26 protein-coding genes and 1 tRNA gene are annotated in these 23,694 nt (G+C 68.7%); 11 read left to right on the plus strand and 16 right to left on the minus strand.

Annotated elements, in window-relative coordinates:
• The 3 genes from phnE to JT689_RS09725 form a co-directional block, all read right to left on the minus strand.
• Positions 1–996: a phosphonate ABC transporter, permease protein PhnE gene (gene phnE, locus JT689_RS09715; protein WP_205251091.1), complete on the minus strand. Its 996-nt coding sequence runs from the start codon at positions 994–996 to the stop codon at positions 1–3.
• Complete coding sequence (locus JT689_RS09720) at positions 993–1,844, minus strand: phosphonate ABC transporter ATP-binding protein (RefSeq protein ID WP_205251092.1); 852 nt, start codon at positions 1,842–1,844, stop codon at positions 993–995. The genes phnE and JT689_RS09720 overlap by 4 nt, the downstream gene beginning before the upstream one ends.
• 87 nt (positions 1,845–1,931) lie before the next feature.
• Complete coding sequence (locus JT689_RS09725) at positions 1,932–2,894, minus strand: phosphate/phosphite/phosphonate ABC transporter substrate-binding protein (protein ID WP_205251093.1); 963 nt, start codon at positions 2,892–2,894, stop codon at positions 1,932–1,934.
• Between the two features lie 151 nt (positions 2,895–3,045).
• On the opposite strand from JT689_RS09725, the gene hisH reads away from it, so the two are divergent.
• Positions 3,046–3,702 carry an imidazole glycerol phosphate synthase subunit HisH gene (gene hisH, locus JT689_RS09730; RefSeq protein WP_205251094.1) on the plus strand — a complete coding sequence of 219 codons (657 nt, stop codon included), beginning with the start codon at positions 3,046–3,048 and terminating at the stop codon, positions 3,700–3,702.
• Positions 3,703–3,789: 87 nt separating this feature from the next.
• On the opposite strand, the gene JT689_RS09735 is transcribed toward hisH, so the two are convergent.
• Positions 3,790–4,143 (minus strand): hypothetical protein, encoded by a 354-nt coding sequence (locus JT689_RS09735; RefSeq protein WP_012289430.1) that lies wholly within the window; start codon positions 4,141–4,143, stop codon positions 3,790–3,792.
• A gap of 91 nt (positions 4,144–4,234) precedes the next feature.
• Between JT689_RS09735 and JT689_RS09740 the strand changes: the two genes are divergently transcribed.
• The 3 genes from JT689_RS09740 to JT689_RS09750 are packed head-to-tail and all read left to right on the plus strand — an operon-like array spanning position 4,235 to position 6,630.
• Complete coding sequence (locus tag JT689_RS09740) at positions 4,235–5,350, plus strand: tRNA (guanine(26)-N(2))-dimethyltransferase (protein WP_205251095.1); 1,116 nt, start codon at positions 4,235–4,237, stop codon at positions 5,348–5,350.
• Between the two features lie 15 nt (positions 5,351–5,365).
• Positions 5,366–5,806: a ribonuclease BN gene (locus JT689_RS09745; RefSeq protein WP_205251096.1), complete on the plus strand. Its 441-nt coding sequence runs from the start codon at positions 5,366–5,368 to the stop codon at positions 5,804–5,806.
• Entirely contained in the window at positions 5,803–6,630 is an 828-nt protein-coding gene (locus JT689_RS09750) for a phosphatase PAP2 family protein (protein WP_205251097.1), read from the plus strand. The genes JT689_RS09745 and JT689_RS09750 overlap by 4 nt, the downstream gene beginning before the upstream one ends.
• On the opposite strand, the gene glnA is transcribed toward JT689_RS09750, so the two are convergent.
• A complete protein-coding gene (glnA, locus tag JT689_RS09755) occupies positions 6,612–7,976 on the minus strand; it encodes a type I glutamate--ammonia ligase (protein ID WP_205251098.1) in 1,365 nt (454 codons plus the stop codon). The genes JT689_RS09750 and glnA overlap by 19 nt on opposite strands.
• Positions 7,977–8,101: 125 nt before the next feature.
• On the opposite strand from glnA, the gene lrp reads away from it, so the two are divergent.
• Positions 8,102–8,566, plus strand: coding sequence for an HTH-type transcriptional regulator Lrp (gene lrp, locus JT689_RS09760; RefSeq protein WP_010903541.1), 465 nt, complete (start codon positions 8,102–8,104; stop codon positions 8,564–8,566).
• Between the two features lie 131 nt (positions 8,567–8,697).
• On the opposite strand, the gene thsB is transcribed toward lrp, so the two are convergent.
• Positions 8,698–10,368, minus strand: a complete 1,671-nt coding sequence (gene thsB / locus JT689_RS09765; RefSeq protein ID WP_012289432.1) for a thermosome subunit beta — start codon at positions 10,366–10,368, stop codon at positions 8,698–8,700.
• Positions 10,369–10,624: 256 nt separating this feature from the next.
• Here thsB and JT689_RS09770 point away from each other — a divergent pair, with 256 nt between their 5' ends.
• Positions 10,625–11,830 carry a DUF418 domain-containing protein gene (locus JT689_RS09770; RefSeq protein ID WP_010903543.1) on the plus strand — a complete coding sequence of 402 codons (1,206 nt, stop codon included), beginning with the start codon at positions 10,625–10,627 and terminating at the stop codon, positions 11,828–11,830.
• A 48-nt stretch (positions 11,831–11,878) separates the two neighbouring features.
• Here the strand turns inward: JT689_RS09770 and JT689_RS09775 are convergent.
• From JT689_RS09775 to ilvA, 4 genes are all read right to left on the minus strand, one after another.
• Positions 11,879–11,960 (minus strand) — tRNA-Ser (locus tag JT689_RS09775).
• 46 nt (positions 11,961–12,006) lie between these two features.
• Positions 12,007–12,201, minus strand: coding sequence for a hypothetical protein (locus tag JT689_RS09780; RefSeq protein ID WP_205251099.1), 195 nt, complete (start codon positions 12,199–12,201; stop codon positions 12,007–12,009).
• Positions 12,202–12,204: 3 nt separating this feature from the next.
• On the minus strand, positions 12,205–12,588 hold the full coding sequence (locus tag JT689_RS09785) for a Rid family detoxifying hydrolase (RefSeq protein WP_010903545.1): 384 nt from the start codon (positions 12,586–12,588) through the stop codon (positions 12,205–12,207).
• 50 nt (positions 12,589–12,638) lie between these two features.
• Entirely contained in the window at positions 12,639–13,871 is a 1,233-nt protein-coding gene (gene ilvA, locus JT689_RS09790; RefSeq protein WP_010903546.1) for a threonine ammonia-lyase, read from the minus strand.
• A 282-nt stretch (positions 13,872–14,153) separates the two neighbouring features.
• On the opposite strand from ilvA, the gene JT689_RS09795 reads away from it, so the two are divergent.
• Positions 14,154–14,588, plus strand: coding sequence for a hypothetical protein (locus JT689_RS09795; RefSeq protein WP_205251100.1), 435 nt, complete (start codon positions 14,154–14,156; stop codon positions 14,586–14,588).
• Between the two features lie 50 nt (positions 14,589–14,638).
• On the opposite strand, the gene citZ is transcribed toward JT689_RS09795, so the two are convergent.
• On the minus strand, positions 14,639–15,769 hold the full coding sequence (citZ, locus tag JT689_RS09800) for a citrate synthase (protein ID WP_205251101.1): 1,131 nt from the start codon (positions 15,767–15,769) through the stop codon (positions 14,639–14,641).
• A 110-nt stretch (positions 15,770–15,879) separates the two neighbouring features.
• Here citZ and JT689_RS09805 point away from each other — a divergent pair, with 110 nt between their 5' ends.
• Positions 15,880–17,136, plus strand: a complete 1,257-nt coding sequence (locus JT689_RS09805; RefSeq protein ID WP_205251102.1) for a potassium channel family protein — start codon at positions 15,880–15,882, stop codon at positions 17,134–17,136.
• Here JT689_RS09805 and JT689_RS09810 read toward each other — a convergent pair.
• The gene (locus JT689_RS09810; protein ID WP_010903550.1) at positions 17,133–17,402 is read right to left on the minus strand and encodes a hypothetical protein; all 270 of its coding nucleotides are present in this window, start codon (positions 17,400–17,402) and stop codon (positions 17,133–17,135) included. The genes JT689_RS09805 and JT689_RS09810 overlap by 4 nt on opposite strands.
• An 85-nt stretch (positions 17,403–17,487) precedes the next feature.
• On the opposite strand from JT689_RS09810, the gene JT689_RS09815 reads away from it, so the two are divergent.
• Positions 17,488–18,444: a succinylglutamate desuccinylase/aspartoacylase family protein gene (locus JT689_RS09815; RefSeq protein WP_010903551.1), complete on the plus strand. Its 957-nt coding sequence runs from the start codon at positions 17,488–17,490 to the stop codon at positions 18,442–18,444.
• A 45-nt stretch (positions 18,445–18,489) separates the two neighbouring features.
• Entirely contained in the window at positions 18,490–19,581 is a 1,092-nt protein-coding gene (locus JT689_RS09820; protein ID WP_010903552.1) for a threonine synthase, read from the plus strand.
• Here JT689_RS09820 and JT689_RS09825 read toward each other — a convergent pair.
• Together JT689_RS09825 and JT689_RS09830 are read right to left on the minus strand one after the other, a co-directional pair.
• Positions 19,578–19,799: a hypothetical protein gene (locus tag JT689_RS09825; RefSeq protein ID WP_010903553.1), complete on the minus strand. Its 222-nt coding sequence runs from the start codon at positions 19,797–19,799 to the stop codon at positions 19,578–19,580. The two genes, JT689_RS09820 and JT689_RS09825, sit on opposite strands and share 4 nt — an antisense overlap.
• A gap of 77 nt (positions 19,800–19,876) precedes the next feature.
• Positions 19,877–21,139 carry a tRNA(Ile)(2)-agmatinylcytidine synthase gene (locus tag JT689_RS09830; protein ID WP_205251103.1) on the minus strand — a complete coding sequence of 421 codons (1,263 nt, stop codon included), beginning with the start codon at positions 21,137–21,139 and terminating at the stop codon, positions 19,877–19,879.
• A gap of 133 nt (positions 21,140–21,272) precedes the next feature.
• Between JT689_RS09830 and JT689_RS09835 the strand changes: the two genes are divergently transcribed.
• On the plus strand, positions 21,273–22,235 hold the full coding sequence (locus JT689_RS09835) for a transcriptional regulator (RefSeq protein WP_012289434.1): 963 nt from the start codon (positions 21,273–21,275) through the stop codon (positions 22,233–22,235).
• Here the strand turns inward: JT689_RS09835 and JT689_RS09840 are convergent.
• Both JT689_RS09840 and JT689_RS09845 read right to left on the minus strand, forming a co-directional pair.
• Entirely contained in the window at positions 22,232–23,344 is a 1,113-nt protein-coding gene (locus tag JT689_RS09840; RefSeq protein ID WP_229373362.1) for a mechanosensitive ion channel family protein, read from the minus strand. The genes JT689_RS09835 and JT689_RS09840 overlap by 4 nt on opposite strands.
• A gap of 77 nt (positions 23,345–23,421) precedes the next feature.
• Positions 23,422–23,667, minus strand: coding sequence for a glutathione S-transferase N-terminal domain-containing protein (locus JT689_RS09845; RefSeq protein ID WP_010903557.1), 246 nt, complete (start codon positions 23,665–23,667; stop codon positions 23,422–23,424).
• Between the last annotated feature and the right edge of the window lie 27 nt (positions 23,668–23,694).

A 23,694-nucleotide genomic window follows, 5' to 3' on the forward strand; every position in this document is an offset into this window, starting at 1 on the left:
TTACGTGAGCGCCTCCCGGGTTTTCGACGGGAACTGCTTGATCGTCCGCACGAACAGCCGGAGGACGCTCGTGCTCTCGTTGCCCCGGATGCGGGAGCGGATGCGCTGGCTGAGCATTTCGACTGACACCACCAGCACGAAGATGACGATGATGGTGGCCATCATGTTGTGCCAGCTGCGGGTCTGGCGCTGCAACATCAGGATCTCGCCGATCCCACCGGCGTTGATGAGGCCCATGGTGACCGCCACCCGCACGTTGATTTCGAGGATGTACATCGACCACGCGATGAACGGCCGCACCATCTGTGAGAGCATCCCGAAGAGGATGACCTGGGGCCGTGACGCGCCGGTCGACTCGACGCCCTCGATGGGGCCGTCCTCGACTTCTTCGAGGGCGTCCGTGAACAGCCGCCCGAGGTTCCCGATGGTGTCCGTGCCGATGGCCAGCGTCGCCGTGAACGGGCTGAGACCGCCAAGCGGGATGAAGATGAGCGCCCACACGAGCGCGGGGATCGACCGGATCGAGCTCATCACGCCACGGAACAGGAAGTTGAGCGGGAACGGCGTGACGCGCTCGCTGCCGAGCACGCCGAACGTCAGCGCCAGCGGCGCGCCGAGCACCGTGCCGGCGAACGCGATGCCGAGCGTCTCAACCGCCGCAAGCGGAATCGAGGGGTTTTCGTGGGCCGCCAAAAACGAGTAATACTGGCCCACGTCGACGAACGGCACCACGCCGAACAGCGATGTCAGCGGGAAGAAGTCCCGAAGCGACCCGACGAACTGCGACCAGTACGCCGAGATTTCGAGCAGCGAGAAGTTGACCAGTTCCAGCGCAACCTCGAACAGCACGAGAAAGGCGATCAGGGCGAGCGCCCAGATGATGCGGTTTTTCGTTCGGTTGCGCTTGATCCGGTAGAGTTGCGCTTCGTATTTGTCGTCCGGGTCGACACCGAAGCCAAAGCGGGCCAACAGCCCCTCGTTCGGTTTCGTGCTCATGACAGATGTGGGTCGGATGCGGGTTGTTGGTCGGGGCCGCCGGCGGCGTCGGTCCCGCCGTCGCTGCTGGTCGTGGGGGCCACGTCAGCGTTGGCGTCGTCCTCGTCGTCGCCGGTGCGGATGGCGTCGGTCTGGATGTTGCCGTAGATGTCGTCGATGACGTCGAACGTGAGGTCGTCGCGGTAGCCGTCGAAGATGACGCGGCCGTCTTTCATGCCGATGAATCGCTGGCCGAACTCGCGGGCCAGATTCACCTGGTGGAGGCTCGCGAGCGTCGTGAGGTCGTGCTGGTCGGCGGCGTCCTTGATGTACCCCATGACTGATTCGGCGCTCGCCGGGTCGAGGCTGGCAACGGGTTCGTCGGCGAGCAGCAGGTTCGGGTCCTGCACGAGCGCGCGCGAGATGCCGACGCGTTGTTGCTGGCCGCCGCTCATGCGGCCGGCGCGCTGTTCGGCGTCGTCGAGCAGGCCGACGGTGTCGAGCGCGCGGAGCGCGTCGAGTTTCTCCTCGCGGTCGTTCCACTGGAAGAGGCTGCGCACCAGCGAGGTGCGGTTGAGCGACCCCGAGAGGGCGTTCGTGTACGCCGTCATTTCTTCGATGATGTTGTGCTGTTGGAAGATCATCCCGACGTCGTCGCGCGGGCCGTTGACCGGCTCACCGTCGATCTTCACGGAGCCGGTGGTGGGTTCTGTGAGGCCGTTGAGACACCGGAGGAGCGTCGACTTCCCCGCTCCGGACTCGCCGAGGATGACGACGAACTCGCCGTCGAGGATCTCGAAGGAAACGTCCTCGAGGGCGTCGACGTCGCCGTACGATTTGTGCAGGTTGGTGACCGTTATGTTGCTCATCTGTCTTGGGTGCCGTTGCCGGCGGTGGGTGCGTCGAAGGGAGTGATTCGATGCCTAAAACAACTCGGAATCACGGCTGCTGGCCGGCTAGTTCCCAAACTCGAGGCCGAGCGTGTTCTTGACGTTCCGGACCGGCTCGTAGTCGTCGATGGTGGCCTCCGCGACGCCGGTGAACCAGAGTTCGTCGCTGGCGTTGCTGCCCTTGAGGTCGGACTCCGTGGCGTCGAGCAGCGCCGTCTGCACGTCGGAGCGCACGCTGCCCTCCCAGCTGCGCCGCGAGAGCAGCGGGGCGCGCGGGATCGGATCGGAGGCAGCCAGCAACTGGAGCTCGGGGTCCTCGGTGCCGGCGGTGTCGGCGTCCGAGGAGATGTTCATGACCTGCTCGGGGAGCTGTGACTGCGGGACGTGTGGGAGGGAGACGAACGCGCCGGTGCCGGCGGCCATGTACTCGTCGCGTTCGAGCAGCTGCTCGATGGCGGTGTTGTGGTCGTTGGACCACTTCCCGGTGAAGCCGGTGACCTCGCCCTCGGGAGCGTCGCCGACGTCGAGGCCGGCATCGGCGAGCATCTTCAGCGGGAACAGGGAGCCGGACGTGGAGAGGCGGGCGCCGAAGACAACCGTTTCGTCCGCGAGATCCGACAGCGAGTCGATGGGGCTGTCGGGCTGGGTGGTGATCGTCGAGAAGTACCGCGATGCGCCGTACGCAACGCGGATGCCGACGACGTCGGTGACGCCGGCGTTGTCGCCGACGACCGCGAGCGTCGGCGAGGCGTCGGCGATGTCGGCCTGGTCGTTCTCCAGGGCCTGCAGTACGGCCTGGTGGTCGGCGGCCACCTTGGGTTCGATCGACGCGCCGGTCTCGGATTCGAGGTAGTCGAAGACGCCGGCGTACTGTTCTTTGACGTTCACGTCGGATTCGGCCGGCGTCAGCACGAACCGGACATCGGCGTCTTCGCCGCCGCCACCGAGGACTCCCAGGCAGCCCGAGAGGCCGCTGATCCCGATGGTTCCGGCTGCGCCCGCGGTTTTGAGGAAGTTGCGTCGGTCCATTGGTGTACGGGTTACAGTTCCATTATTGAATCAAAAAGGATTTTTCATTCTATTCGCGGAGACGGACCACAGCGGGCGTTTGCGCGTGCGTTGCGGCGGGGCACCGGTGGAGACGAAAAAGGCCTTTGGCGTCGGTGGCGAACGGGCGGCCATGGATACGACGGGCACCGGGCAGCGTGGGGCGTCGATCGTGGTCGTGGACTACGGCCTGGGGAACCTGCGGAGTGTCACGCGGGGGTTGGAGCGCGCGAACGCCGACGTTTCGATCGTCGAGGACCCGGGCGCGTTGGACGACGCCGACGGCATCGTGTTGCCGGGAGTCGGCGCGTTCGGCGACGGCATGGAGAACGCCGGGCCGTTCCGGGACGCACTCACCGACGCGGCCGGCGAGGGGCGGCCCCTGTTCGGCATCTGTCTGGGGATGCAGATGCTGTTGTCTTCGAGCGAGGAGGCCGACCACGAGGGCCAAGGCGACGCCAGGGGGCTGGACCTCATTCCGGGCAGGAACGTCCGGTTCACCGGCACGGTGAAAGTCCCGCATATGGGCTGGAACGAGCTCGCTGTCACTCGCGACCACCCGCTCGTCGGGGGCGTCGACGGCGAGTACGCCTACTTCGTGCACTCCTACTACGCCGCGCCGGACGACCCCGGTCACGTCGTCGCGGAGACCGACTACGGCGAGCGGTTCCCCGCGGTCGTCGCCAACGACGCCGGCAACGTCTTCGGGACGCAGTTCCACCCCGAGAAGTCCGGGGCAACCGGGCTGCGCATCCTCCGGAACTTCGTCGACTACTGCGCCGACCAGTAGCCGACGCCGCGTCCTCGACGCGCCTCGGCGACGCGGCCGCCGTCTCTGGCGGCCCGGCTGCCGGCGGCCGAGCGCAAGCGCGGCGGCTCAGACGAACTCGCGGACGTCGCTGTAGAACATGTCGTGGTGGTCGACGGCGCCGACGCGGGCGGCGATGGCGGCGGCGAGGGCGTGCCAACAGGATTCGTCGGGGCCGAGGTTGTACCGGGCGTCCTGGCAGTTGCAGGCACCGCCTTCGATGATGTACTCGTCGCCGTGACCGACGACGACCGTGAAGTCGGTGTACTGTTTGACGCGGCCTTCGCTGGCGGCTTCGATGGCGCGGCGGCCGCGGTCGCCGTGCGCGTCGAGGATGCGACGCGTGATCTCGGGGGTGAGCGCCCCCGTCTCGGCGAGGGTCTCCTGCCAGCCGGTGCTGTTGGGGCCTCCGTCGTCGGGCACGTGCTGTGCTTAGGGGGCGGGCGGTTTAGCAGTTCGGTTGCGCGGGTGGCGAGTCCGGGTCGTTTTTGCCGTGTGGCCGCCGACGGAGCGTATGGACGTATCTGAGGGGGGTGTGACGGTTTCGGTGCCGACCGCGTCGGGCGGCGGTGAGGGTGCCGCCGACGACGTGTTCTTCAACGCGACCCAGGAGTTGAACCGGGATCTGACCGTGGCGACGCTGGCGGCGTTCCGGGAACGTGAGCCGCGGGCGGCGTCGTATTTGGACGCGATGACCGCCAGCGGCATCCGCGGCGTGCGGGCGGCGGACGCGGGCTGGGACGTGACGATGGCGGACGTCGACGCCGACGCCGTCGAGTTGGCGACATCGAACCTGGCGCGCAACGGCCTGGACGGCGAGGTCGTCGCGCGGGACGCCAACAGCCTGCTGCACGACCACGACCGCGTGCTCGACGTGGTTGACATCGACCCGTTCGGGTCGCCGATGCCGTTCGCGGACGCGGCGTTCGCGAACGCGCGCAACCTCGTGTGTGTGACCGCGACGGACACCGCGCCGCTGTGTGGCGCGCATTTCGAGTCCGGCGTGCGGAAGTATTCGGCGACCCCCCGGAACACGAACTACCACGCGGAGATGGGGCTGCGGATCCTGCTGGGGGCGTTGGCGCGGACGGCGGCCCGGTATGACGTCGGCGTGACGCCGATCCTGAGCCACGTCAGCGACCACTACGTGCGGACGTACCTCGAACTGGATCACCGGGCGACCGACGCGAACGCGGCGGTCGAGCAGGTCGGGCACGTGTATCACTGCCAGCAGTGTCTGTCCCGCGACCACGAGTACGGCCTCGTGGCCGCCCCGCGGGCGGAGTGTCCACGGTGTGGCGGCCACCAGGTGTTGACCGCCGGGCCGCTGTGGCTCGGGCCGGCCCACGAGGAGGCGTTCGCGGCGAGCGTGCGCGAGCAGTTGACCCGGGAGATGGGGGAGGCCTCGCAGGCGTTCCACCTGCTGCAGACCATCGAGGGCGAGCTCCACGAGCCGACCCACTACGACCAACACCGGCTGTACAGCCAGTGGGGCGAACCCGCAGTGGGGATGGCGGAGTTCCTCGATCAGTTGCGGGACGCGGGCTTGCGGGCGTCTCGGACGCATTTCGGCGGCACGACGTTCAAGACCGACGGCGGGCTCGCGGAGGTCGAGGCGGCGGTCCTGTAGCGTGGCGGCATCGTTATGACAGTTGGGGCGGTACTCAACGCCGTGCCGTCGGGACGAACTGACAACGAGAGCGACGAGGAGACGCGAGCACCGCCCTCGGAAGCGCCGGACGTAGCGGCCCTCGGAGCCGAGGTCGAGGCGCTCCGCGAGGACCTCGATGCCAAGACCGTCAGCCGAGCGGATCTTGAAGCCGAGCTGAAACAGTACGTGCGCGCCCGCCAGCGCCGCGGAAAAGCACGGGGATGGGGGCCGTACCTGGTGTTGTTGTACGGCACCGTGATGACGCTGGGGGCGTTCGCGTCCCTCTCCGGGGGGTGGGCGATCCTGGCGATGATCGTGGTGTGGCTCTCAACGCTGGGGCTGTACGCGCTGATGGTCGTGGTCGGCGTGGGTGCGAGCGCGCTGGGCGCGCCGGGCCGGCTGGTCGACCGCGTGCGGTCCTGGCGGGGGCCGTGACGGGGCGGGGCGTCGGCGTCACCGACGCGATCGCGGGGAGCGTGCCGGACCCGCTGGTCGGGGCGGTCGTGGTGCTGACAACGCTCGGTAGTGGGTACGTCGTCGCAGGCGCACCGCCAGTGGCCGCCGTGCTCGGCGCGCGCGCTGGCGTGCTCGGGCGGCGTGACGGGGCGCGGTTGCTGGCCATGGTGGGCGTCGGACTGGCGGCCATCGTGCTCCTGAAAGGCGTGTTCGCCGCGCCGCGGCCGCCCGCGTCGGTGGCCCACGTGACGGCCCACGGAACCGGCTTTCCGAGCGGGCACGCCATCGGGTCGGCCGTGCTGTACGGCGGGCTGGCGGCGCTGCTCGATGTCGGCGGGCGGCGACAGCGGTACGCGGCCGGCGCGGCGATGGTGGTGGTCGTGTCGGCCACGCGGCTCGCGCTGGGCGTCCATTACCTCGTGGACGTCGTGGCTGGGGCGGGCGTGGGCGTCGCAGTGGTGGGCGGAGTGCTGGCGGTGACGCGGCAGCGCGTCAGCTACGGGTTCGGACTGGCTGTGATGCTGGCTGCGGGGGCGGTCGCCGTGGCCGGGCCGACGACCGACGCCGTGGCGGCGCTCGGCGGGGCGGCCGGCGGGCTGGTGGGGTGGTGGATCGTAGCCGCGCGTGGCGCAGTCGGACGCGGGACCCGCCCGATGGCTGGCGCGGGCGCGGTGGTCGTCGCCGGGGGTGTGGCCGCGGCGTCGGTCGGCGTGGGTGCCGGGGCGATACCGGTGTTCGGCGCGCACGCTGCCGCCGGCGCGGTGTTCGTCGGGCTACCCGCGGCTCAGAACTTCTCGAGGTAGCGGTCGGTCTCCCACTCCGAAACGGACGCCTTGTACTCGGCGTACTCGTGGCGTTTGGCCTCCGCGAACTTCTCGCAGACGTGCTCGCCGAGCGCGTCCTGCATCACGGGGTCGGATTCCAGGGCCGTCACCGCGTCGCCGAGGTGGCCCGGGAGCGTGTCGATGCCGTAGGCGTCGCGTTTGTCCTCGTCGAACTCGTAGATGTCCTCGCGGACGGCGTCGCCGGGATCGGCGTCGGTGTCGATGCCGTCGAGGCCGGCGGCGATGACGGCGGCGAGCGCGAGGTAGGGGTTACACGAGGGGTCCGGCGACCGGATCTCGAAGCGCGCGGAGACGCCAGCGGCGTCGGGCACGCGGATGAGCGCCGACCGGTTCACGCCGCTCCACGCGATGTAGACGGGCGCTTCGTAGCCCGGGACGAGGCGCTTGTAGGAGTTCACCGTGGGGTTGGTGACGGCGGTGAACGCGGGGGCGTGTTCGAGCACGCCGCCCATGAAGTGGTAGGCCGTCTCCGAGAGGTTGAACTCGTCGTCGTTGTCGGCGAAGACGTTCTCGCCGTCCTCGTCGAACAGCGAGATGTGGCTGTGCATGCCCGAGCCGTTGATCTCGCCGATGGGCTTGGGCATGAACGTGGCGTGCACGTCGTGTTGTTCGGCGACGGCGCGCACGACCGCGCGGAACGTCGCGATGTTGTCGGCGGTGGTGAGCGCGTCGTCGTACTTGAAGTTGATCTCGTGTTGGCCGCGCGCGACCTCGTGGTGGCTGGCTTCGATCTCGAAGCCCATCGCTTCGAGCGTGAAGATGATCTCGCGGCGGATGTCCGACGCGAGGTCCTTCGGTGCGAGGTCGAAGTAGCCGCCCTGGTCGTGGGCGGTCGTGGTCGCGTTCCCGTCGTCGTCCTTCTCGAAGAGGAAGAACTCCGGCTCGGGGCCGATGCTGACGGAGTACCCCATGTCGTCGGCGCGCGCGAGCACGTTCTTCAGGACCTGCCGGGGACCGCCGGCGAAGGCGTTGCCCTCGCGGTCAACGACGTCACAGATGAGGCGGGCGCTGCCGCCGTCGCCGTTCGACCGCCACGGGAGCACGGCGAACGTCTCGGGGTCGGGGTCGAGTCGCATGTCCGACTCCTGGATGCGCACGAACCCCTCGATCGAGGAGCCGTCGAAGTAGATCCCCTCGGTGAACGCCTTTTCGGCCTGGTGGGCCGGAATGGAGACGTTTTTGACTGTGCCGAGGATGTCGGTGAACTGGAGGCGGAGGAAGTCAATGCCCTGCGCCTCGATGTCGTCCAGTACGGCCCGCTCGTTGTCGGTGAGCGCGCTCGATGAAGAATCTCCGTTCGTCATTTCGATGTACGGTACGTGTTGTTCCCTCCATGGATAAATGAGTATCGCTCGGTGTAAGTGATTGCGATGCGAGACAGAATTGGACGTTCGTAAACTTCTATACGGTGGAGACGGTAGCCGGACGCATGACCTACGAGAACCTCGACGTGAAACTGGTCAACGAGCTACTCGGAGACGGCCGCGCGAGCCTCCGGAGCCTCGCCGACGACCTCGACGTGTCGGTCACCACGGTCTCGAATCACCTCCAAACCCTCGAAGACGAGGGCGCTGTCAACGGCTACACGCCGGTCGTCGACTACGAACGCCTCGGATACGACGTGACGGCCATCCTCCAGTTGAAAGTCGACGGCACCGCGCTCCCTGAAATCACTGGGACGCTGCGGGGCCACAAGCAGATGGTGTCCGTCTACGAGATCACCGGGGACTACGACGTCCTCGCCATCGGGAAGTTCACCGACACCGACGACATGAACACGCTCATCAAGGAGTTGCTGGCGGACGCCGACATCAACGAAAGCAGCACCAGTGTCGTGCTCAACGCGGCCGCCGAAAACGAACAGTTCGAACTCGACCTCGACGGCGACGCGTAACCACCACTCCGGGAACGCGACCGGGCACAGCCGTGGTCGCCGGCGGCACCGCTGGCGCGGTGGAGATCGCGCGCAAAGAACGTCGGCGTCGGTCAGCGAGCGGTGCATGCGGGGTGTGGTGACGGCCGGGCTTACATCATGCCGCCCATGCCACCGCCCATACCGCCGCCCATGCCGCCGGCACCGCCGTCGTCGTCGCCCTTGTCCGTCGAGAGATCGCCGGCCGAGATGATGTCGTCGATCTTGAGCACGAGGTTCGCGGCCTCACTGGCAGAGGTCACGGCCTGCTCTTTGGCGTGTGCGGGTTCGACGACGCCGGCCTCGAAGGTGTCTTCGAGGTCGCCGGAGAGGACGTTCAGCCCGATGTGTTCGTCGTCGTCGTTCTCGTGGGCCGACCGGAGGTCGACGAGCGTGTCGATGGAGTCCAGGCCGGCGTTCTCCGCGAGGACGCGGGGCACGAGCTCCAGGGAGTCGGCGAACGCCTCGACGGCGAGCTGTTCGCGCCCGGAGACGGAGTCCGCGAAGTCACGCAGGCGGCTGGCGACTTCGACCTCGGTGGCGCCGCCACCGGGGAGGACGCGGCCGTCCGAGAGCGTCTGGGCGGACACGTCGAGCGCGTCGGAGACGCCGCGTTCGAGCTCGTCGACGACGTGGTCGGTCGAGCCACGCAGCAGGAGCGTGACGCCGTGGGCCTGCTCGCTCTCGCCCTCGACGTAGAACAGTTCGTCGTCGCTGTCGCGCGTGACCGAGCCCGCGACCACGTCAGCCTCGGAGGCGGCGTCGAGGTCCGTGACGACCGACGCGTCGAGGACGTTCGTGAGGAACTCGATGTCGGATTTCTTCGTGCGGCGGACCGCGAGGATGCCCTCCTTGGCGAGGTAGTGTTGGGCCATGTCGTCGATGCCCTTCTGGCAGAAGACGACGTTCGCGCCGGTGTCGGCGATCTGCTGGACCTTCTCCTTGAGCTGCTTTTCCTCCTGGTCGAGGAACGACTGGAGCTGGTCGGGGCTCTCGATGTTGACCGAGGTGTCGGCTTCGGCTTCCTCGACTTCGATGGCCTCGTTCAGCAGGAGGACGTCGGCGTCCTCGACTGCGGCGGGCATCTGGTCGTGGACGGGGTCCTTGCTGATGGCGGCACCGCGGAGCAGCTGGGACTCGTTGACGCCGTGGCCGGTCTGGGTCTCGATGTTGATGTTGGCGGCGTCGACGACGATCCCGCCGTCGTTGGTTTCGACGGCGACCTGGTTGACCGCGTCGTAGATGATGCTCGAAAGGAGCTCCTTGTCGAGTTCCGCGCCCTTGCCGGTCATCGAGGTCTCGGCGACGCTGCGGATGAGGTCCTTGTCGTCGGGGTCGACATCAACGGCGACGTTGTCGACTTCCTCGCGGGCCTGTTCGGCGGCGAGGTTGTAGCCCTTGATGATGGCTGTCGGGTGGATGTCCCGCTCGAGGAGGTCCTCGGCGTTCTTGAGGAGTTCGCCCGCAATGGCGACCGCGGTCGTGGTGCCGTCGCCGGCTTCGTCTTCCTGGGTTTCGGCGACTTCCACGATCATCTCGGCGGTCGGGTTGTCGATGTCCATCTCCTGGAGGATGGTGACGCCGTCGTTGGTGACGGTGACGTCGCCCATCGAGGAGACGAGCATCTTGTCCATGCCCTTCGGGCCGAGCGTCGAGCGTACTGCGTCGGCGACCGCGCGGGCGGCCGAGATGTTGTGTTCCTGGGCGTCGCGGTCTTTCACGCGCTGTGCGTCGTCGCCCATGATGATCATCGGCTGTCCCTGCATTCGCTGTTGCTGAGCCATGTTCAGTAGATAGATTGATTGCCATTCTATATAAATCCTTCTAAATCGTCTCGGATCGGAGGGCAGCGAAACGGCCGCGACACGCCCGGACGGCAGCCCACACCACAGTATACACGAGCCACTGTGCCGTACAGACACACGACGAGCCGGACATAGGCCTGGGTTTAAGTTCCGACTGACGCCACGGCACCAACAACTTTTAGCAGCCGCCACGACGGTGACAACGCATCCGCCGCGTCGCGGACACGCCACACACATGACCACCAAAGGCTCCCCGACGGCACCCACGGACCGCATCATCGGGCTGGACGCGCTCCGTGGCGTGGCGTTGCTGGGCATCCTCGTCATCAACGTCCGCGCGTTCTCCATGCCCGAAGTCGTGCTGTTGAACCCCACTGCGTACGGCGACTTCACCGGCATGAACTACTGGGCGTGGCTGGCCGGCCACCTCCTCGTGAAACAGAAGTTCATCACCGTGTTCACGCTGCTGTTCGGCACCGGGGTGGCGATGTTCGTTCGCAACCGCGAGCGCGACGGCGACCCGGCGGTCACGCTGCACGTCCGGCGGTCGCTGTGGCTGATCGCGTTCGGCCTCGTACACGCCTACGTGCTCTGGTACGGCGACATCCTGGTGGCGTACGGCGTCACCGCGCTGTTCGTCGTTGCCGCCCGCAACTGGGAGACACGGGACCTCCTGCTCGCCGGCACCGCGCTGCTCGCCGTGCCCACGCTGTTGACCCTGTTGTCGGCGCTGGTCGCCGATCCCGGTGTCTTCGCGAGCAGCTGGCAGCCCGCCGATGGCGCGCTGCAGGCGCAGATCGAGGCCTACCGCGGGGGCTGGAGCGCCCAACTCGCCCACCGCGTCGACTCCGCGCTCGGCCGCCAGACCACCGGCTACATCGCCAACACCGGCTGGCGGACCGCGGGCCTGATGCTGTACGGGATGGCGCTGTTCCACACCGGCGTCACCACCAACGACAGATCCCGGGCGTTCTACCGGCGGCTGGTCGCCGTCGGCGGCACCGTCGGGCTGGCCGTGACCGCCGCCGGCGTCTGGTATATCACGGCCGCCGACTGGGCCGCGTCCGCCGGGCTGCTCTGGGGGCAGTTCAACTACTGGGGCAGCGTTCCCCTGGCCGGCGCCTACCTCGGAGCCGTGATGCTGGTCGCCAAGCGCTGGCCAACGGGCGTCGTCACGCGCGGGCTGGCCGCCGTCGGCCGCACCGCGTTCAGCAACTACATCCTCCAGACCGTCGTCGCCACGGCGATCTTCTACGGGCACGGCCTCGGGCTGTTCGGCCGGGTCTCCCGGGTGGCGGCGCTGGGTATCGTGGCCGCCGTGTGGGTGGGACAGATCGCGCTGTCGGTGCTCTGGGTGCGGTACTTCCAGTATGGCCCCCTGGAGTGGCTGTGGCGCGCGCTCACCTACCGAACCCGGCCGCCGATGCGCGCCACGGACTGAGGCGGGGCGACGACGCCGCCGCTGGGCGCTCGAAACTATCGCGAGAAACGCCGGGACAGGGATTTGAACCCTGAACCCCGTAAGGGGACACGCTTTCCAGGCGTGCGCTTTGCCATTCGGCCATCCCGGCCCAGTCCTCCGTACCGGGGTCGTGCGTTTAAACCCTTCTGTTCGGGTCAGTCGCCGACTCGGACCCGCGCAGCGCGGCCGGTGGCGGCGCCGACGGCGAACACGACGAGTGCAACCCCGAACAGCGGGGCCAACGGAACGGCAGCGCCGGTCGCCAGCACGTACGCCTGCGCGAGCACGAGGAACGCGAGCGCGGCGATGCAACCCCACAGCAGGGTGTCGGTCGTGCGGGCGGCGACCATGCCTCAGTCGCGCTGTGCGGCGATGGCTTCGATCTCGACGCCGACGCCCTTCGGGAGGGCGGCGACTTCGACGGCGGAGCGCGCGGGCGGGTTGTCCTGGAAGTACTCCTTGTACGCGGCGTTCATGGCGTCGAAGTCGTCCATGTCGTCCATGAACACGGACACCTTGAGCACGTCCTGCATGTTCAGCCCCTCCGCTTCGAGGATGGCTTTGACGTTTTCGAGGCTCTGGCGGGTCTGGACGTCGATGGGCTCGTCGGCGATGAGCTCGCCGTCGGGCGTCATCGGGATCTGACCGGCGGTGAACACGACGTCACCGTCGGTGGCTGCCTGACTGTACGCGCCGACCGCGGCGGGCGCATCAGCGGTTTCAATCGGGCGCTTCATGCTCGTGACGTGGCACCCCCACGTCTTAAACCTACGAGGTCCGGGCCGCGTCACTCGCTGACGATCTGGGGGCCGTTGAGCACCGTGACGTCGAAGCCCTCGTCCTGGATCCGGGTGAGCAGCCGGTCGACGTGTTCGGGGCCTCGCGTTTCGAGGTCGAGTTCGACCTCGGTGGCGTTCATCGCGATGTCGCGGTTGGTGCGGTCGTGCTGGATGGCGTAGATGTTCGCGCGCTCCTCGGCGGCGGTCGCCAGCAGGTCGTTGAGGCTGCCCGGGCTGTCCTTGAGCACGGTGCGGATCTTGACGTAGCGGCCCTGGTCGACGAGCCCGCGAACGATCACCGTGGTGAGGAGGTTGAGGTCGATGTTGCCCCCACAGAGCGCGGGCACGATGGTTTCGCCGTCCGCGTACTCGAATTTGTCCTCCAGGACGGCCGCGAGCGCGGTGGCGCCGGCACCCTCAACGAGGGTTTTCCCGCGCTCCAGCAGCAACACGAGCGCGGTGGCGATCTCGTCGTCGGAGACGGTGACGACCTCGTCGACGTGCTCCTGGATGACGGGGAACGTCTGCGCCCCGACCTGTCGGACGGCGATACCGTCGGCGATGGTGTCGACGTGATCGACGGCCTGTGGCTGGCCCTTGTCGAGGGACCGCGCGACCGTCGAGGCCCCCTCGGCCTGCACGCCGATGACGCGCACGTCGTCGAGTTCGCCCTTGAGCGCGGTGGCGACGCCGGAGATGAGGCCACCGCCACCGATGGGGACAACGACGGTGTCAACCGTCGGACAGTCCGCGGCGATTTCGAGGCCCAGGGTGCCCTGGCCGGCCATGATGTACTCGTCGTCGAAGGCGTGGACGTACGTGCGGCCTTCGGCGGCTTCGAGTTCGTGGGCGTGGGCCTGTGCGTCGTCGTAGTCGGCGCCGTGGAGGACGACTTCGGCGCCGTAGCTCTTGGTGGCCTTGATCTTCGAGATGGGCGCGGACTCCGGCATCACCACCTTCGAGTCGACGCCCGACCGGGAGGCCGCGAGCGCGACGCCCTGGGCGTGGTTGCCGGCCGACGCGGTGACCACGCCGGCGTCCTGCTGGTCGGCGGAGAGCGTGCGGATGCGGTTGGTCGCGCCGCGGATCTTGAACGAGCCGGTGCGCTGGAAACACTCCAGCTTCGGGCGGACGTCCGCGCCGGTGAGATCGGAGAACGTATGCGAGTACTCAAGCGGTGTGTGGCGGGCGGTTTCGGAGACGCGCTCGCGGGCGTCCCGAATGTCGGACAGCGAGAGCATACTCGCTGGTATGCGTGGTCCGGGTTTAACCGTTGGTGGTGAGCGGCGAAGAACGCGAGAACGGAGCGTGTGACAGCTATCGGTAGGACGCGCATCAATATAAAACCGATCGAAGCGGAGTGAAAGTGAAACTGCGAGTGGGGGCTTGGTTAGACGGGGCACGCGTGTGCCAGTTCCGCAGTCGCGACTGCGAATCAGGTGGTCGATCGTGCCGTGAGGGATCGGTCTACGCAGCACAGGACACCGAGAAAGCATTTACCCGATCGGGGAGCACACGCAGCCATGTCCAGGGCCCGGACCCGGCGGCGCTTGCTTTCGAGTGTGGCGCTCGCCGTCGCCGCAGGACTCACCGGCTGTTCGACGCACAGACAGTCGGACACAGCACCGAACGGAACGTCACTGACGGATTCAACGGCCAAAGAACGGGCGCTCGCTGCCGAAGCGGAGTATCTTCGGTCCGAACTGGCCGGCGCGAGGTGCCTCGACAGCTGGGGAACCAGTGCGACGGCGGTTCGAAAGAACGCGACGGTCACCAACCGGACAGCGGACGGCGTTCGCGTTGCGGTGGTTCATCCGTACTGGAGCACGGAATCGTGGACCGAACCAGCGTCGAACAGGTCGCATAAGACACACACGGACGGTGGCTCACACGCCCACTACCTCGTGACGCCGGCGACCGTCGAGCGTGTCGACGGCGACCCGCTGGCTCCGTGCTGAGTGTGCAGCCGGGGTGGCTCCGAGCGGAGCAGCCGAGCGAACAGTGACAGTTACCGCTCGTCGAGGGGCGTGCTGTCGCGGTCCTCGGCACCCACGTATCGCGCGCGCGGTCGGATGAGGCGATTGTCGTCGTACTGTTCGAGGACGTGGCCGACCCAGCCGCCGACGCGGGACATGGCGAAGATCGGCGTGTAGATGTCGACCGGGATCCCCATCTGGTAGTACGTCGACGCCGAGTAGAAATCAACGTTCGGCGCGAGGCCCTTCTCATCAGCCATGTAGTCCTCGATGGCGACGCTCATCTCGTACCATTTGGTGTCGCCGGCGGCCGCACCGAGCTCCTCGCTGCGCTCGCTGAGGATGCGCGCCCGGGGGTCTTTGACGTTGTAGACGCGGTGGCCGAACCCCATCACGCGCTCGCCGTTCGCCAGGGCGTCCTGGACCCAGGACAGCGGGTCCTTGTCGCTGTCGTCGACCTCCTTGAGCATCCGCATGACGTTGGCGTTCGCGCCGCCGTGGAGGCTGCCCGAGAGCGTGCCGATCGCGGACGTGACCGCGGCGTGGACGTCCGCCAGCGTGCTTGCCGTGACCATCCCGGAGAACGTGGACGCGTTCAGGCCGTGGTCGGCGTGCAACACCAGCGCCTGGTCGAAGACGTCCGCGAGCACGTCGTCGGGCGCCTCGCCGTTCAGCATGTACAGGAAGTTCGCGGCGTGGCCGAGGTCGTCGCGGGGCGCGACCACGTCGTCGCCGTTCCGGAGGCGCGTGAACGCCGCGACGATGGTGGGGAGTTTCGCGGTGATGCGTTTCCCTGACTCGCGGGCGTCGTCGGGATCCGAGCTGCCGGCGGTGTCGTCGTGCGCGGACAGCGCCGAGGCGGCGGTTCGGAGCGCGGCCATCGGGTCGGCGTCGGCGGCCGCGAGGTTCTCGACGAGCGCGAGGACGTCGTCGTCGATCTCGCGGTGGCTCGCCATGTCCGCCCGGAAGGCGTCGAGTTCGGATCGCGTCGGGAGGTCGCCGTGCCAAAGCAGGTACAACACTTCCTCGTAGCTGGCGGTGCGCGCGAGGTCCTCGATGGCGTATCCGCAGTACACGAGCTTGCCGGCGTCGCCGTCGATGAAGCTCAGGTCGGATTCGGCCACGAGCACGTCTTCGAGCCCCTTCTTGAGTTCGTCGGACATGCTATAGGCTCACCCACGCCGGTCCTAATGGGTATCGGTTTTTTGTGTGAAATAATCGCTCGGGGCCGAGTACGCCAACGTTTAACGCAACCGGGGGCGAAGCCGGGCGTATGGGTGGCCGCGTCGAGTACGAGCCGGCGAGCGCGAAAGACCTCCTCGTGGAGCTGAAAGACACCGCCGAGTTGCTCGTCGACCTGTCGTTTTCGGCGGTGTTGCACGGCAGCAACAACGTCGCCGACGAGGTGCTCCGCCTGGAGAAGCGCATGGACGTGCTCCAGTTGCGCGCGCGAATGACGCTACTGTTGGCGGCACGCAGCCCCGCTGACGCCGAGTCGCTTGCCCCCGTCTTGGGGGTGGTGGCGGCGACCGAGAAGATGAGCGACGCCGCGGGCGACATCGCGAAAGTCGTTCGCGAGGACGTGGGGCTGCCCGACGCGATGCAGGGCGCGCTGCCCGACGCCGCGGAGTCACTGGTCCGGGGGCGGTTGGTGGCCGACTCGCGGTACGCCGACCGGACGCTTGGCGACGTGGACCTGGAGACGAACACCGGCGTGCGGGTGATCGCCGTCCGCCGCGGCGACGGCGACGCGGGCGACTGGCTGCCGAACCCGGGGCCCGAGACGACGCTGCGGCCCGCGGACGTGCTCCTGCTCCGGGGTCCCACGACCGGCGTCGAGGGCGTCTACGAGACGGTGACGGGGACGGCGTACGACCCGCCGGCGCCCAGCGAGCCGGCGGTCGCGGACCTCGGGCGCGCGGTCACGTCGGTGGCGTTGATGAAGAACATGAGCGAGCTCGCCGTCGATCTGGCGTACGGCGCGGTGCTGTTCGACGACGACGGGCTGGCCGAGGAGGTCGTCGAGTTGGAGGCGGAAGTGGACGCCCTGAAATCCCGGTTCGAGGCGTGGACGCTGCGCGCCGCCACGGACATCGCCGATCCCGTGTCGCTGCGCGGGCTGATGCAGATCGCCACGGCGACGGAGGTCATCAGCGACGCCGCCGTCGAGATCAGCGAGGGGGTGCTCCGTGGGCTTGACACCCACATCGTCGTCCAGGAGGCCGTCGAGGCCTCCGACGAGGTGGTGGTGCGGGTGCCAGTGGGCGCGGGCGGCGAGCTTCCGGGGACGACACTCGGCGACCAGCGCGTGAAAACCAGGACCGGAATGCGAATCATCGCGGTTCGACGGGGTGCCACACCGGACACCGGTGACGTGGCGGCGGCGGGCAGCCGGGACGGACACCGCAGCCCCGAGGACGCGTGGGTGATCGAGCCGGGGCCGGAGACCACTGTCCGGGCGGGTGACGTGTTGCTCGCGAAGGGGACGCGCAGCGGCGCACAGAAGCTGCGGGAGCTGGCCGGCGCTTAATCGGAGTCCGGGATGTCGACCGTCTTCGAGACGCGGTAGGCAGCGCCCAGCGTGAACACGGCGGTTGCGAACATCGCGACCGTGAACGCCAACACGAGCCCCATGCCGGCCAGATACGGGGTGGGGTAGGCGGAGCCGCCGGCTGACACCACGAACAGCCAGTAGGTTCCGATCGCGACGAGCGCGCCGACGACGGCGCCGCGTTTGACCTGCGTGGCCACGTTCAGCGCGTCCAGGAGGTTCTGTACGCCGGGCCGTTCTGGCATAGGCGGGTGTTGTGGCGGCCGGGCTTTAGCCCCGTTGGTTCGGCGACCGAATCGCTGAAGGGACGGCCGGTGGAACCGACACACAATGACCAGCCTTGGCACCGCGTCGGCCGCACCCGGGGAGTTCGACAGTGGCCGCCTCACGGTCGGCGAGACGCGCGACGGCACCACGCTTGGGTTGCCGGTCGCGGTCGTGAACGGCGCGCGGGACGGCAAGACGCTGTACATGCAGGCCGCAAGCGACGGCGACGAACTCAACGGCGTGGGTGTGGTGCGACGCGTCGTCCCGCAACTCGACCCCGCGGAGATCGCGGGGGAGATCCTGATCGTGGGCATCGCGAACCTGCCCGCGTTCCGGGTGGCCGAACACCGCAACCCCATCGACGACACCAAGCTGAACCGCGCGTACCCCGGGACGGCCGATGGATCGTCGAGCGAGCGCATCGCGCATGCGACGTTCACGGCCGCCGAGAGCGCCGATCTCGTCGTCGACCTCCACCAGGGGTCGACCTCCCGGATGATCAACGAGGTGCGCGTGCGGTGTGGCCGCCACCACCGCCTGCACTCGCAGTGCCTGGAGCTCGCGAAGGTGTTTGGCACCGGCCACGTGCTCGATCAGAAGGGGCCCGACGGGCAGCTCGCGCGCGCCGGACCGAACACGGGCGTGCCCACCATCGACCCCGAACTCGGCGGGTGTGTCGGGTGGGACGCCGACTCCATCGAGTACGGCGTCACCGGCGTGTTCAACGTGTTGCGGCATTACGGCTTCCTGGATGGGGACGTGGACACGACCGAGCAGGTGCGCGCGCGCGAGTTCGACCGGTATGGGTCGCCGGCCGGCGGGCTCGTGGACTACGCCGTGGAGCTCGGGGATCGCGTCGACGCCGGGGACGCGCTGTTCGACGTGACCGATCCGTTCGGGATGCTGAAAGCGACGGTGACCGCCGACCGCAACGGGATCTTCTGGCGGTCCCGCCGCAAACCCCAGGTGGCGACCGGCGAGTACGTGTGTTCGGTGGGGGCGCGGGTGGACACGTACTAGCGCGACACCGCTGGGCTGACGTGGCGGGGCGGCGATGAACACCGTATGCTTGTGTGCCGGTCGTGTGGCGCGACGTACGAGACGGGTCCCGAGGAGCCGTGGCGCTGCCGGGCGTGTGAGCACGCCGTTGATTTCGCCGAGCGCCCACGGGCGACCGGGGACCCGACGGCGGTCGATCCGACGGCGGGGCTGTGGGCGTTCTCGGAGTTCCTGCCGGTGGCCGCCGACGATGCCGTGTCGCTGGGGGAAGGGTGGACGCCGTTGGTGTCGGCGTCCGAGTGGGACGCCGAGTTCAAACTCGATTACGTGTGTCCGTCGGGCAGCTACAAGGACCGCGGCGCGGCGGTGCTGATGACGCGGGCGGCGGCGCTGGGTGTGGATCGCGTCGTCGAGGACTCGTCGGGGAACGCCGGGGCGGCGGTCGCGCAGTACGCCGCGCGGGCGGGCATCGACGCGGAGATCTACGTGCCAGCGGACGCCCCGGCGGCGAAGCTGGACGCGATGGAGGCCGCCGGCGCGACGACCGTGCCGGTGGCGGGCGGACGGCGTGCGGTGACCGAGGCGTGCGTCAGCGAGGCCGTCGGGAGCGACGCGTGGTACGCCAGCCACGCGTGGTCGCCGTCGTTCTACGCCGGGACGGCGACGGTCGCCTACGAGATCGCCGCCCAGCGGGGGTGGCGTGCGCCGGACGCGGTGGTGGTGCCCGTCGGCCACGGCACGCTGCTGTTGGGCGCGTACCGGGGGTTTCGGGCGCTCGCCGCGGGCGGCTGGATCGAATCGATGCCACGACTGCTGGGCGTGCAGGCGGCGGGCGTGGAGCCGGTCGCCGCGGCGGTCAACGGGTCGGCATCGGACGAAGACGCGGTCAACGAGGCGGCCGACGGGATTCAGATCCGGTCGCCGGCCCGCCTGGATCAGGTGGCGGCTGCGGTGGCGGCGACCGACGGCGACGTGGTGGCGTGTGACGAGTCAGCGACCACGGACGCGCTGGCGTCGCTGCACGAGGCCGGGCTGTACGTCGAGCCGACGAGTGCGGTGGCTGTCGCGGGGCTTGCGGCGTACCGAGCCCGCGGCGTGGTCGGTGACAGCGATGACGTGGTCGTTGCGTTGACCGGCAGCGGCCTGAAGAAGCCCTAACGCCACTCCGAGAGGGCGGTGAACGCGTCGTCGGCGGCGGTGATCCACGTCGTGACGAGCGTGTCCGGGTCGGCGTCCGCGGGGAACAGCGTGCACTCCTCGTGGCCGTCGGTGGCCGTTTCAACCCGAGCGAGCACTCGGCCGGACGCAGCGCTCGTCGGCTGTTCGTCCGGCGTTACGGCGTCGTCGTCACGGTGAGTGCGACTGCCCGGTGACATACGCGGAGTTTCGACAACGAGACGGTAAAATGTGGGGGTGGGCTACGGCTGCACGAAAATCGCCGTAAAACACTTATCTATCGCTCCGGATGAACCGCCGCGTCCCAGTCACCGCGGACCAGTGGCTGTGCGATGTGGCGGCGCGCGCACGGCGGCACCTCGTACCAGCCGGGGTCAAGCGCGCGCTCGATGAGCCGGTGGGCGGTCCCGGGGGCGGTCGTCGAGCAGTCCCGGCACCGGTAGCCTTGGGTTGCGCCCGCGCTCTCCATGGTCGTCCCGCAGTCCGGACACACCGGGGTCGTCGGCGTGGTGCGTGTGAGGCCGCGCACGGCGAACTTCTCCAGTTTGAGCGTGCCGTCGGCGACCTCCCCGCAGGCGGTGATGCGGTCGCCGGGGCGGAGGTTGCGGACGTGGTCGCGGAACCGCTTGGTGGGTTCGAACGCCACACAGGCCAGCGTCGCCTCGCCGTCGGTGATCGGCACGAACACGTGGCCGCCCTCCCGGGTTTCGGGGTGGTCGGCAACGACGCCCTCGACGCGGTAGCCGCGGCCGTCGCGGGCGTCCGCAAGCGGTGCGTCGGCGAGGTGGGCGTCGGTGCCCTGGTTGGTGACGAACAGCTCGCGCGCGTGGGGCGGCTCGCTGTCGATGTCGGCGGCGACGGCCTGGACCGCGTCGGCGTCGTCGCCCCGGATGCCGTAGAGGATCGGCCCCGGCGTGTGTGGCACGCAGACGAGGTCGTCCTCGACGTGGTCGACGGTGTCCCAGGCGGCGGGGTAGGCGTCGTCGGCGGCAGCGAACACGCTGTCGGCGTCGACACGCCGGGTGGTTCCCCAGCGGTCGCGGGGGCGATACTGGATGCACTCGTAGGTCCAGTCGGAGAACGCCGTCCACGCGCCGACGGCGGCCAGCGCGCCCACGACGCCGCGGCCGGTCCCCCAGCCGGCGGTTCGGTAGCCGTGGGCGGCCGCCAGCGCCGCGGCGTCGGCGGGGTCGATGTCGGCGCGGAGCGCGCGGTGGGCGAACGCGGCGACCGGAGCCGGCGCGTCGGCGTCGTGAGCGACGACGACCCCGGGGTTGGTGCGGTCGTCGTCGGTCTCGGCGTGCGCGTCGACGATCCGTCGCGCGGTGTCGAAGCCGACCTGCGGGTCCACGTCGGCGTGCACGGCGAGGGCGGCGTTCCCGCGGGTCTTGTACGCGACCGCGGGGTTCAGGCGCACGAGGAGCACGCGGTGGACGGTGCAGCCGGCGGCCCGGAGTTCCTCGGCGACGAGGTGGGCGGCGTACGTCGTACACATCCCCGCGGTCCGGGAGTCCGTGTCGTCCAGCGCCACGACGGTCATGGCGCGCCCTACGCGGGTGGCCGTCTTCGACGTTGCGGTCACGGCGGCCGAACCGAGCGCGGAGTAGAAACAGGGCCAGCGGCGCTGGCACCGTCACAACGCATATATGGTGGCAAAGACCTATCACCGTGGTATGTCACGGTCGGCTCTCATCGAGAACGTCACCGCGATGCTCGCAGACGCGGGCTTTTCGGTGAGCGACCGGTGTGCGACGCGGCCCAAGAGCTTCGACGTCGCCGCGCGGCGCGGCAGCGACGTGGTGTTGATGAAGGTCCTCGTGAACATCGACGCCTTCGACGCTGAGACGGGCGCCGAGATGCGGCGGCTGGGAACGTATCTCCACGCGACGCCACTGGTCGTGGGACTGCGAACGCGCGACGAAGACCTCGATCCGGGGGTGGTGTACTTCCGCCACGGCGTCCCCGTGTTCAACCCCGATACGGCGATGGAACTGTTCGTCGACGGGATCCCGCCGCTCGTGTACGCGGCACCCGGCGGGCTGTACGTGAACATCGACGGCGACGTGCTCGCGGACCGCCGCGAGGACGAACGGTTGAGCCTCGGCCAGCTCGCCAGCGAGCTCGGCGTGTCACGGCGCACGGTCTCGAAATACGAGGACGGAATGAACGCGAGCATCGAGGTGGCGATGCGCCTGGAGGACCTCTTCGGGGGTGAGCTCACGGCACCGGTCGACGTGATGGACGGCGCCGAAGACGTCCGGGACACGGATCCGACCCCGGACGATCCGGAGGCGGCCCCCGAGGACGTGCCCGTGTTGTCCGTGCTCGCGCGAGTGGGGTTCGAAGTGCATCCGACGGTGCAAGCGCCGTTCAAAGCGGTCGGGGAGGCGGGCGCGGGCCACGACCGGCTGCTGACCGGGCACTCGGCGTTCACCGAGGCCGCCGTCAAGCGCGCCCGCATCATGAGCTCCGTCGGCGAGGTCACGCACACGCGGGCGGTGTACGTCGTCGACGAGGCCGGCCGGGAGTCCGTCGACGACACCGCGATCGTGGAGCGCGAGGAGCTGGCGAACGTCGACGACTCCGAGGACCTCCGGGATCTGCTGGCCGACCGCGGCGACCTCCAGGAGGCCTAAGCCTGGAGGCTGTCGTCCTCGGTGAGGAGCTGGCGGTGGGGGTACGGGATGTCGATGTCGGCGTCGTCGAGGGCTGTTTTCACCGCGCGCACGACCGCCGCGGTTGCCATGCTGCGTTTGGCGGGACTCGGGTGGGTGATCCAGAACCGACACTCCAGGACGATCGCGGAGTCACCGAGCGCCGTCGGCACGACCTGCGGGGCCGGCGTATCGAGGATCCGCGACACGTCGGTGATCGCGTCCTCGATGACGTCCTCGGCGGTTTCGATGTCGGCGTCGTAGTCGACGCCGACGGCAACGGAGAGCCGAAGCCGGTCGAGGCTCGTGCGGTTCGTGATCGTCGCGTTCAACACGTTCTCGTTGGGGATCACCACCTCCTCGCCGCTGGGGTTGCGGACGCGGGTGTTGACCACGGTGATGTCGGTGACGGTGCCCTCGGCGTCGGCGAGCGCGATCCAGTCGCCGATCTCGAAGGGGCGCGCGACCATCAACACGAGCCCGGCGATGAGCGAGCCGATGGTGGTGCGGGCGGCGGTGCCGATGACGATCCCGAGGAACCCCGCGCCGACGAGGAGGCCACTGGGATCGACCCCCCAGATCGTGAGCGCGGCGATCCCGGCGGCGACGAGCACGGTGATCTGTAACACGCGGAATACGACGCCCTGTTGGTGTTGGGTGAGGGTGTCGGAGGCCTCGGCGTAGGCGGTGATGCGTGCGTCGACCACGTCGAGAGTGACCAGGGCGGCTCCGGCGATCCCGATCGTGACCGCGAGCCGGACGGCCACGGGCAGCAGGTCGGCGAGGCTCGCCACCGCCAGCATGACGAGGTCGACGTACCCCCAGACGAGAAGCGCCAGCAGCGCGGCGGCCGCGAGCAGCACCGCCTGAGTCAGTCTGACGACGATCCCGGTCGGGAAGTCGATCGAGAACGCCGTGGGGTCGCCGGGGATGCGGTCGTCGGTGAGCACGCGAGCGGTGAGCTGGCGGTGGACGCCGCGAATGATGCGGGGGGCGACCAGCCACGCGGCACCGACCGCGACGACGGCGAGCGCCGCGGTGACGGCGAAGCGTGCCTGTGTCGATGCCAACGCGTCGATGATCGACTGCACTCGGTGAGCCACGCGCACGGATGTGCCGATTGACGCGCGCGGTGCTCAAAAAGTCAGTGGCACCTGCCAGCGGGCAGTTACTCGGCGTAGTGCTGTTCGAGGTGGGCGACGATGTCGTCGCTTTCGGGCATGCCGTCGATGTCGTGGTCGGGGTCGACGAGCACCGGCACGCCGGTCTGTCCGCTGACCGATTCGACGGCGTCACGGTCGCTGTGCGAGCTGGGGACCTCGTGTTCGACGTAGTCGAGGCCGAGCTCGTCGAGTTTCGTTTCGACTTTCGCGCAGTACGGGCAGCCCGGGAGCTTGTAGAGTTCCAGCGACATACACCAGTATACGGGGCAGCGAGTGAA

The organism is Halobacterium sp. GSL-19 (assembly GCF_016917855.1).
Classification (GTDB): domain Archaea; phylum Halobacteriota; class Halobacteria; order Halobacteriales; family Halobacteriaceae; genus Halobacterium; species Halobacterium salinarum.